Source organism: Acetobacterium sp., assembly GCF_030652775.1.
Lineage (GTDB): Bacteria > Bacillota > Clostridia > Eubacteriales > Eubacteriaceae > Acetobacterium.
This window is the reverse complement of sequence record NZ_JAUSPS010000081.1, coordinates 1-9240: the sequence shown is the minus strand read 5'-3', so window position 1 is coordinate 9240 and position 9240 is coordinate 1. Positions and strand designations below refer to the sequence as shown.

Sequence of the window (9240 nt, the reverse complement as noted above, 5' to 3'; positions counted from 1 at the left end):
GCCATCACAAAAAGGCGGATTTTTTGACTTTCCGCATCGACATAGGGTATAGGTTTTGGCTTGGGGAAGCTCTCGTCCGTCCTATGTTCTGGCTGATCCTTCTAAATTTAATTTGACTGCTCCGGTCAGTTTTGGAGCCTTGGATCAAGGTGAGATCATTACCACAAAACTGGAAAATGGCCATTATAAAAAGTATACCAAAATTTGGGAGGTGGATGAAACATGATTTTTACGGTAACCTTTAATCCGTCTGTGGATTATGTGGTTGGGCTTACATCTTTTTGTGAAGGCGAAGTTAACCGCAGTGAATGGGAGCATATTTACCCAGGGGGCAAAGGGATAAACGTATCCATGGTTCTAAAAAATATGGATATCAGAAATATTGCCCTGGGTTTTGTGGGCGGTTTTACGGGAAAAGAAATAGAGCGGCGGATCAAAGATTTTGGATGTTACACTGACTTTGTTAAACTAAAATCGGGAAATTCCAGAATTAACGTCAAAATAAAAGCTGCCAAAGAAAGTGAAATCAATGGACAGGGACCAAATATCAGCAAAAAAGAGCTCGGTCAACTATTTGAAAAGCTGGAATCGATTGAAGCCGGAGATATGCTGGTTTTAGCGGGTAGTATTCCAACGGCACTGCCGGAGGACACCTATGAAAATATTATGAAATTGCTGGAAAACCGTGGCGTCAAAATTGTCGTGGATGCCACCGGCGAGCTGCTACTTAGGGTCGTTAAATATCAACCGTTTCTAATTAAACCCAATAACCATGAATTGGGGGAAATGTTTGGGGTTGCCCTGAATGGTCGGGAGGATATTGTTTTTTATGCTAAACGATTGCAGGAAATGGGGGCACAGAATGTTCTGGTATCGATGGCCGGGGATGGTGCTGTTCTCGTTGATGAAAACGGAGATATCCATGAAATGAAACCACCGGAAGGAGTTGTTAAAAACTCTGTTGGAGCTGGTGATTCGATGGTAGCTGGGTTTCTTGCCGGTTATCTTAAAAAACAGGATCTTCAGGAGGCCTTTGAGATGGGGGTTATAACGGGAAGTGCAACAGCGTTTTCAGAAACATTGGCCACCAAGGAAGAAGTAAGTACGTTATTTGAACAATTAAAAGAAATAAAAATTAAGGGGGAATAAAAAAATGCGAATTATTGATTTGTTAAATGAAAAAGGCATTAATCTTATCGGAAAACCGGCGTCCAAGGAAGTAATCATTGAGCAATTAGTGGCTTTGATGGCCGATAGCGGAAAGATTACAGATAAAGAGGTCTTTAAAAAAGCCGTAATGGCTCGGGAAGAAGAAGGAACCACCGGGATTGGCGAAGGCGTGGCTATTCCTCATGGTAAATCCCCGGTGGTTAAGGATGCTGGGCTGGCCGCTATGGTTGTCCGAGAAGGTACTGACTTTGCGGCATTGGACGGAGAGCCGGCCTATCTGTTCTTTTTAATTGCGGCGCCGGAAGCGGCAAACAACCTCCATCTGGAAGTTCTTAGTCGGCTGTCCACTATTTTGATGGACGAAGCATTTAGAGCAAGGCTCATTGCGGCACCCGATACGCAAACGTTTCTAAAACTCGTTGATGAAAAGGAGCAGGAAAAATTCGGGGTTTCGAAAGCAGCAAAAAGCCAGGAAACGGTCAGAAATTATCAGCTCCTGGCTGTTACTGCTTGTCCAACAGGGATTGCGCATACCTATATGGCCGCTGAAAGTCTGGAAAATAAAGCCAAACAAATGGGCATTACCATTAAAGTTGAAACGAATGGTTCTGGAGGCGTCAAGAATCAGCTGACGGCAGCAGAAATCAAAGCTGCCGATTGCATTATTATTGCGGCTGATACGAATGTTGAAATGGGACGATTTAATGGTAAATCCGTTATTCAAACCAATGTGGCTCGGGGGATTCACAAACCTCAGGAACTCATTGAAGAAGCCCTGGCCGGAAAGGTACCGGTGTATTCTGGGGGTGCCCAGAATTCGGAAGCAACCAGTGGCACCGGGCAAAAAGAAAGTGTTGGCCGTAAGATTTATAAAGACCTGATGAATGGCGTCTCCCATATGCTGCCGTTTGTCATCGGCGGCGGGATCTTAATAGCCCTGGCGTTTTTATTCGATGATTACAGCATTAATCCAGCAACATTTGGTAGTAATACGCCATTTGCAGCTTTCTTGATGAAGGTCGGCGGAACGGCATTTGCGTTCATGTTACCGGTATTAGCGGGTTATATTGCCATGAGCATTGGTGATCGACCAGCTCTGGCAGTTGGTTTTGTCGGTGGGATGCTTGCCAACACCGGCGGCGCCGGTTTTCTCGGCGCATTGTTGGCTGGTTTTGCCGCTGGCTATCTGGTAGTGGGACTGAAAAAAGTCTTCACCAAACTGCCCGCCAGTCTGGAAGGCATTAAACCGATATTGATTTACCCCTTCTTTGGGATTCTACTAATTGGAGCCCTGATGGTCTTTGTCATTAATCCCCCAGTAGCGGCACTCAATGCGGCATTAAGTGCCGGGTTAAACAGCATGGGGACATCCAGTAAGGTTATTCTTGGTATTATCCTTGGCGGTATGATGGCAGTGGATATGGGCGGGCCAGTCAACAAGGCTGCCTATACATTTGGCCTGGCATCGCTGGCCACTGGTCAGTATGATATTATGGCGGCAGTGATGGTCGGAGGAATGGTTCCGCCTTTGGGTATTGCTCTGGCAACTACCATTTTCAAAAATCGCTTTACCAAAAAAGAACGGGAAGCCGGGATTGCTAATTATGTAATGGGGCTCTCCTTTATAACTGAAGGTGCAATTCCCTTTGCCTCAGAAGATCCGCTCCGGGTTATTCCTTCCTGTATCGTTGGTTCGGCTCTGGCTGGTGGATTATCGATGTTCTTTGGCTGTACGCTGATGGCTCCTCACGGTGGTATTTTCGTATTTCCGCTGGTGGGAAGTCCATTAGGTTACGTGATTGCCTTAGTGGCCGGTTCGGTGGCCAGCATGCTGATACTTAGTATTCTGAAAAAACCTAAAACCAGCGAAAGCGACGAACTGGAACTTATCTAAAGAATCATCATTAAAAACCCGCCGTAAAGGCGGGTTTTTATTTGTTCCTTTTATGTAATGATTGTAAATAAATAACAACAAAGTAAATTCTAAACGAACAATGGTCTGGTTTCATTGTACACAGTGACATAAATCGGTATAATTGGAGAAAACTACAAGATATAGTGATAATTCACATTACAAGGAAGTAACTAATGAAAAAGACCAAAAGTATCAGGCTGTTTTTGTGCCTCGTCTTGACGATCATTTTAAATGCGGGATCCTTTCCACTAGGCGTTTTGGCAGAAAATCAAGCAGAGCAAGGAACTTTAATCCCGATTATTGGCTTCTCTGCCGATACCGTATATAATGGAGAACCGCAGGTTTTGGCAACGGTAAATCCAGTTACTGAGGAACCTGATCTTAATCCGGAACTGATTGAGATCACCTATAAAGGGATCCAGGCAAATGGAGAAACCTACCCATTGTCAAAAATTCCACCTTCACAGGCAGGAACCTATATGGTGTTTGCAGCGTATCGGGGTGATGAAACCTATCAAAGCACTGATGATAAAAAAGAAATAAAAATAATGCCGATTGAACTCAAAACATCAGAATTCTTGACCGAAAAGCCAGTTGCCAAAATTTATGATGGCACTACCAGTGTGCCCGAAAATACATTAAAAGGACTGGGGAACGCCGGTATTATCGACGCAGATAAAAATAAAGTTACATTTAACTTTAAATCGGCTAGTTTTTTGTTTAAAGATGTAAAACCGGCAAATTCCAATCTGATCATCTTAAAAGAAATGACGGTTTCGGGTGACCAGGGAAAAAACTATATTATTGTTGATGAAAAACAAGAGGCTAAAGCACGGACGAGTATCAACATATCGCTGGGTGCGGGTATTTTGCCCAAACCGGTCGAAGTCCTCATTGCTGGTCAGGATAAGGTTTATGATGGCACCCCAAACCTTCATGACTACCAACTATCCGTCAACAAAACGGATCTGATTCAGGGTGAAGAATTAGGTGCTTTTGGAGCGGAGGATTTTTATCCCTACTACGGAGAAATTAATTCCCGGCAAAAAGATGTCGGAAATTATTATGTATGGGCATCAGGGGGATTCTATTTGTATGGAATCGATGGGACAAATGCCGAAAACTATATAATTAATAACCAAACGATTATTTCAAAGAAAAAATACGATATTACCCCGGCCACCGTAACGGTTATTCCTGCTTATGTTTCAAAAATTCAGGGCGAAGCAGATCCGGGATTATCTTATACAGTCTGGCAGGATGATTCGGGCGATGGCTTCAATAAGGGGCTGTATGCTGACGATGTGATGTTTGGATCCTTAGAACGCGAAGCGGGGGAAGCAGTTGGCGCCTATGACATTTTTTTAGGGAGCTTAAATAATGCTAATTACCGCATTGTCCTGGCTGATGGCGCAAATAAATTTGAAATTATCAAGAAAGAAGACGCCGTGGCTGTCTATGGTGGGAATGATTACAGCACGGGCGGAAATGGCGCAACAGAAAAAGAAGAAGAGTCACCGGTACCCTATATGGGGATTGCCCTACTACTTCTGTTACTGATTGCCGGAGCCATCTTCTTCGGAAAGAATCGTTTGACAAAAATGGATTAATGTAAAATTAAATTTCAAGAAAAAGATCTGTTTGTAGAGACGGATCTTTTTTTTGCCCTGAATCCAATTTTTAACAAATTTGAAGGCGGATTCGAGCAAAAAAAAGAAACGATTACAGCGTTTATATGATAAAATAGATTTTAAATATAACGACGATTATAACAAAAAAAATCAGGCCAGTTGGAAAGGAAAAGAAAATGAATAGTGGAAAATTAAGTGGACGGTTGTGGCAAACAGGATTGATAGCAGCATTGATTTTACTGATGTTGCCGATGGGCATTTGGGCGGAAGTTGATGGCAAAATGGCAACGACAGTATCCATTGCCAGTTCGCCATCCTCGGTGACCTTTAATGCGTCGGCCGCTGAGCTGGACAAGGCAGTGTATAAAGCGATGAACATTGTCGTTGTCGATAGCGACTATAATAAAATCGATTTTACTTCAGACGACATCACGATGAATTATAGTCGACAGGTTGGTACCCAAACAATAACCATCACCTATAATGGCAACGCTCAGTATGAAACCAGTACGGCTACTGGAAATATCACCATTAATGATGTTCCCAAAAAAGATACCTTGCTGGTATTAAAAGCCAATCCTCCATCAGTGGGTTTTTCGAGTGATCCAGGTACTTTGGATAAAGCGGTTTACGATGATTTGGCGATTTCAGTTGTTGATGCTGATTCCAATAAGGTCGATTTTTCGCCCAGTGATATCACGCTAACCTATAACCGGGCAATTGGAACGCAGACGGTTACCGTATCTTACAAAGGGAACAAACAATATAATCCGACCCAGGCCAATGGCGTGGTTCAAATAACCGGAAAGCAGGATACGAAGGTTTCCATTGCCGCCAAACCACCAGCAGTGGCTTATACCAGCGATTCGGCAAAATTGGATTTAGCCGTATATCAGGCGTTGAGTATTGTCGTGGTCGATGCTGGAAACAATAAAATTAATTTTGCGGCCAGTGATATTGAAATGAGCTACAACCGGGCTGTCGGGAAACAGGATGTTACCGTGAAATACAAAGGAAATGACCAGTACAGCCCAAGCTCAGCAACCGGAAATGTGGAAATTACCGGGAAGGTCGATCCACCGGCTCCTACTAAAGAGAATACCACTGTCAATTTGTCTAAAACACCTGCCCAGGTAGCCTATACTTCCGATGCGGGGAAATTGGATGCAGCCGTCTACCAGGCACTCGGGATTCAGATTGTTGACAGCAAAAATAATCCTGTTAATTTTACAACAACGGATATTGATTTAAGCTACAACCGGGTGGCAGGTGATCAGCCGGTAACGGTTAAATACAAGGGGACTGATAAATTCAACAGTAGTACGGCAACCCAAACAGTGACCATTACCGAGAAAAAAGATTGCTCATTGGTTATTACCGCCAATCCACCCAGTGTTGAATATGATAGCAATACCAAAAATATGGATGATGCCGTGTATCAGGATCTCGCAATTACAGTAGTGGATGAAAATAATAATCAGATTAAATTTAATCGGGATGATATTGAACTAAAATATAAGAACGAAGTCGGCGAACAGGAAGTTGTAGTCAAGTACAAAGGAAATAATTATTTTAATAGTACCGTGGCAACAGTACGGGTAAACATTGTTCAACCGAATCCCAACAATCCCTGGCTGATTGCCGGAGTGGCTGGAATTATTGGCGCCATTGTCATTGTTCTGGGAATTATTGGGGTGGTAGTCTATCGAAAAAAACATCCGCATAGTTGATTAATATCCTTGGCGTTGTCATTTACAAAAAAAAACGTCGGGCGAAAGCAGCATTGGAAAGTCAGGCGACTGAAGAACCGGAGAATAATGATAATGAAGAGTTGCATAATGAGGAAACGGAAGAACCCCAAAACGAAGAAACTGATGGTGAGAAAAGTACTGTTTGCCGACAAAAATGATGGGTTTGTTTATGCTCAGTTAACCTAAAAAGCATTGACAACCGGGACATAAAAAGATATAGTTAATTAGAATGATAAGAAATTAAATGTTTCTTTTGTTAGGTGAGGCTCCTATACAGATATGGCTGCTGCCCGGAAACATCGAAAGATGCCAATGGGTCAACAGGTACTATCGAATTAAGGTTTTACTTAATGCAGTTGGGCAATGCCCTATGCTGTATAGTGCCAAAACTCAACGAATGGAGGAATCATTATTTTTGCTGTGCGAAAATCTCCTCTGTTAAAGTGGAGATTTTTTATTTCAGTAAATAAGGAAAAACCATAAGTAAAGTTGTAGAATGATTTTTCTGTAGTGCAAATTCAAAAAAAGGAGTGAGATAGGATGGACGCAGACCCTGGAGAGAAGCGTATTGAACAAAACGAACAAAAACTGAGCGGCCAAATTATCTTACAGATCATGGGCTGCTCTTAATAAAGGAGGAAAGCAATGATCAAAATCTATAAAACCGTTGATGGTAAGATTCAAGAAATTGAGACCATTGAAAAAAACAGCTGGATCAACATGGTTAATCCAACTGAAGAAGAATTGCAGTTTATCACCACCGAACTAGAGGTAGAACCGGATTTTCTGAGAGCCGCACTGGATGAAGAAGAAATTTCCCGGGTGGAGTTGGAAGACAACAACCAGGCTCTTATTACCATTGACGTTCCTGTTATTGAAAAAGATACCAAGATGGTACTCTATACGACGATACCGGTTGGGATTATTCAAACCGAAGAGAATATTATTACCGTCTGCTTAAGAGGCAATACCCTCATCGACGATTTTGCAAAAGGTCGGGTTAAGAATGTCTATACAAACTTAAAAACCCGTTTTATATTTCAAATCCTATATCGGGTGGCCAGTCGATTTTTGATTTATCTGCGCCATATTAACCGGATGAGTACCGATATTGAACGGCAACTCCATATATCTATGAAAAACAAAGAATTGATCCAGTTGCTTGATCTGGAAAAGAGTCTGGTGTTTTTCTCGACATCCCTAAAAGCCAATCAGGGAGTTTTAGAAAAACTGGAGCGTGGCCGGATTATCAAACTCTACGAAGAAGATAAAGAATTATTGGAAGATGTGCTGATTGAGGTTCAACAGGCCATTGAGATGTCCAATATTTATGCCAATATTCTCAGCGGAACAATGGACGCATTTGCATCGATTATCTCAAACAACTTAAATATTGTGATGAAAATACTGACTTCGTTAACCATTTTAATGGCGATACCAACAATGATTGCCAGTTTTTTCGGGATGAACGTCGAAGGCTTGCCAATTCCTAATTTTTGGAGTGTCGTATTGATTTCGGTTGCCTGTACCGGGGTGGCTGCCTTTGTGTTATTCAAGAAAAAGATGTTTAGTTAGAGATGACTAAAAATTATCATTGACAAAGAAATTGAACCGGGTATATAATAAATTTAATAAATGAATAGTCTGTTTCAGGGCGAGGTGTAAGTCCTCACCGGTGGTGACGCGCGAAAGCGATAAGTCCACGAGCCGAAAGGCCGATCTGGTTGGAATCCAGAACCGACGGTATAGTCCGGATGAAAGAAATGGCGTACAATTTTGCACGCAAAGCCCTTGAAAAGAAATTTTCGAGGGCTTTTTAAGTTGACTGGACAGACAATTGAAGGAGGATTTTTTATGAAAATCAAGACAAAACAGCTGACCCAGATGGCAGTATTGGCAGCAATGTCCATACTATTGGTTTATTTAATCCGTTTTCCAATATTCCCGGCCGCTCCATTTTTGGAGTACGACCCAGCCGATATTCCCATCTTTATTGGAGCGTTTATGTTTGGTCCATTAGGCGGCTTAATCCTGACAGCTGTTGTTTGTGTGTTACAGGGTGCAACCGTTAGCTCAGCCAGTGGGATTATTGGTGTCCTGATGCATTTCTTCGCGACCGGATCTTTTGTGCTTGTTGCCGGGAATGTTTACAAAAGAAACAGAACCAGAAAAGGTGCTGTCATTGGCCTGGCGCTTGGTGCCGTAACGATGACAATAACGATGGCATTATGGAATATTGCGATCACACCGTTCTTTTTGGGAATTCCGGTTGAAGCCGTGCTTCCGATGATCCTTCCGATAATTGTTCCTTTTAATCTGATTAAAGCAGGAATAAATTCAGTCATTACCTTTGTTGTTTACAAATCCGTCAGCAAGGTGCTGGGCTTGGAAATACAAGAAACGAAGATCGCAGAAAGCAAATAGTTAAATCATCATTATAATAGAGAACCTGGAATTATTTGATTCCAGGTTCTTTTTTAAAAGAACGAATTGTTAGATCAAATGCCCGAATAACGGCAAACTAGACATATATTCAGTGCGATGAAAAAAGAAATGATAAAACTTTCAAAAACATGTTGACAGGCCGGGTGAAAGAGCGTATACTAATGAAATTGTCTCGAACAGAGGCGGCGCACACACAGCTGAAACATTGAAATGAACTTAAAAGAATTTCAAAAAACAGCTTGACAACATGAAGAAACAACGATATAATAGAAAAGCTTCTTCGGTAGGAAACTGCTGAACAAGATGAAGAAGCGGCGGTCATAGAAAA

The 9240-nt window shown here is 42.2% G+C and carries 7 protein-coding genes and 2 riboswitches; all 7 genes read left to right on the top strand.

Translation table 11 applies throughout. The annotated features are described in order from the left end of the window. The first annotated feature begins 55 nt into the window (after positions 1-55). The 7 genes from Q7J41_RS14985 to Q7J41_RS14955 all read left to right on the top strand — a co-directional run bounded on the left by Q7J41_RS14985 (position 56) and on the right by Q7J41_RS14955 (position 8891). Positions 56-226 carry a hypothetical protein gene (locus Q7J41_RS14985; RefSeq protein WP_304889244.1) on the top strand — a complete coding sequence of 57 codons (171 nt, stop codon included), beginning with the start codon at positions 56-58 and terminating at the stop codon, positions 224-226. After that, positions 223-1149, top strand: a complete 927-nt coding sequence (pfkB, locus tag Q7J41_RS14980) for a 1-phosphofructokinase (protein ID WP_304889243.1) — start codon at positions 223-225, stop codon at positions 1147-1149. The genes Q7J41_RS14985 and pfkB overlap by 4 nt, the downstream gene beginning before the upstream one ends. 4 nt (positions 1150-1153) lie before the next feature. Continuing rightward, the gene (locus Q7J41_RS14975; RefSeq protein ID WP_304889242.1) at positions 1154-3064 is read left to right on the top strand and encodes a fructose-specific PTS transporter subunit EIIC; all 1911 of its coding nucleotides are present in this window, start codon (positions 1154-1156) and stop codon (positions 3062-3064) included. 194 nt (positions 3065-3258) lie between these two features. After that, on the top strand, positions 3259-4695 hold the full coding sequence (locus Q7J41_RS14970) for a YDG domain-containing protein (protein ID WP_304889241.1): 1437 nt from the start codon (positions 3259-3261) through the stop codon (positions 4693-4695). A 197-nt stretch (positions 4696-4892) separates the two neighbouring features. After that, the gene (locus Q7J41_RS14965) at positions 4893-6446 is read left to right on the top strand and encodes a hypothetical protein (protein WP_304889240.1); all 1554 of its coding nucleotides are present in this window, start codon (positions 4893-4895) and stop codon (positions 6444-6446) included. Positions 6447-6712: 266 nt separating this feature from the next. Next, positions 6713-6876, top strand: a riboswitch (M-box (ykoK) riboswitch). 236 nt (positions 6877-7112) lie between these two features. After that, positions 7113-8042 carry a magnesium transporter CorA family protein gene (locus Q7J41_RS14960; RefSeq protein WP_304889239.1) on the top strand — a complete coding sequence of 310 codons (930 nt, stop codon included), beginning with the start codon at positions 7113-7115 and terminating at the stop codon, positions 8040-8042. Between the two features lie 66 nt (positions 8043-8108). Further along, a riboswitch (FMN riboswitch) is annotated at positions 8109-8237 on the top strand. An 84-nt stretch (positions 8238-8321) separates the two neighbouring features. Then, positions 8322-8891 (top strand): ECF transporter S component, encoded by a 570-nt coding sequence (locus Q7J41_RS14955; protein ID WP_304889238.1) that lies wholly within the window; start codon positions 8322-8324, stop codon positions 8889-8891. Positions 8892-9240: the final 349 nt, after the last annotated feature.

What these genes read in the sequence shown, in the direction of transcription:
- pfkB (WP_304889243.1), top strand. Translation starts at nt 223, where the DNA reads ATGATTTTTACGGTAACCTTTAATCCGTCTGTGGATTATGTGGTTGGG.
- Q7J41_RS14975 (WP_304889242.1), top strand. Translation starts at nt 1,154, where the DNA reads ATGCGAATTATTGATTTGTTAAATGAAAAAGGCATTAATCTTATCGGA.
- Q7J41_RS14970 (WP_304889241.1), top strand. Translation starts at nt 3,259, where the DNA reads ATGAAAAAGACCAAAAGTATCAGGCTGTTTTTGTGCCTCGTCTTGACG.
- Q7J41_RS14965 (WP_304889240.1), top strand. Translation starts at nt 4,893, where the DNA reads ATGAATAGTGGAAAATTAAGTGGACGGTTGTGGCAAACAGGATTGATA.
- Q7J41_RS14960 (WP_304889239.1), top strand. Translation starts at nt 7,113, where the DNA reads ATGATCAAAATCTATAAAACCGTTGATGGTAAGATTCAAGAAATTGAG.
- Q7J41_RS14955 (WP_304889238.1), top strand. Translation starts at nt 8,322, where the DNA reads ATGAAAATCAAGACAAAACAGCTGACCCAGATGGCAGTATTGGCAGCA.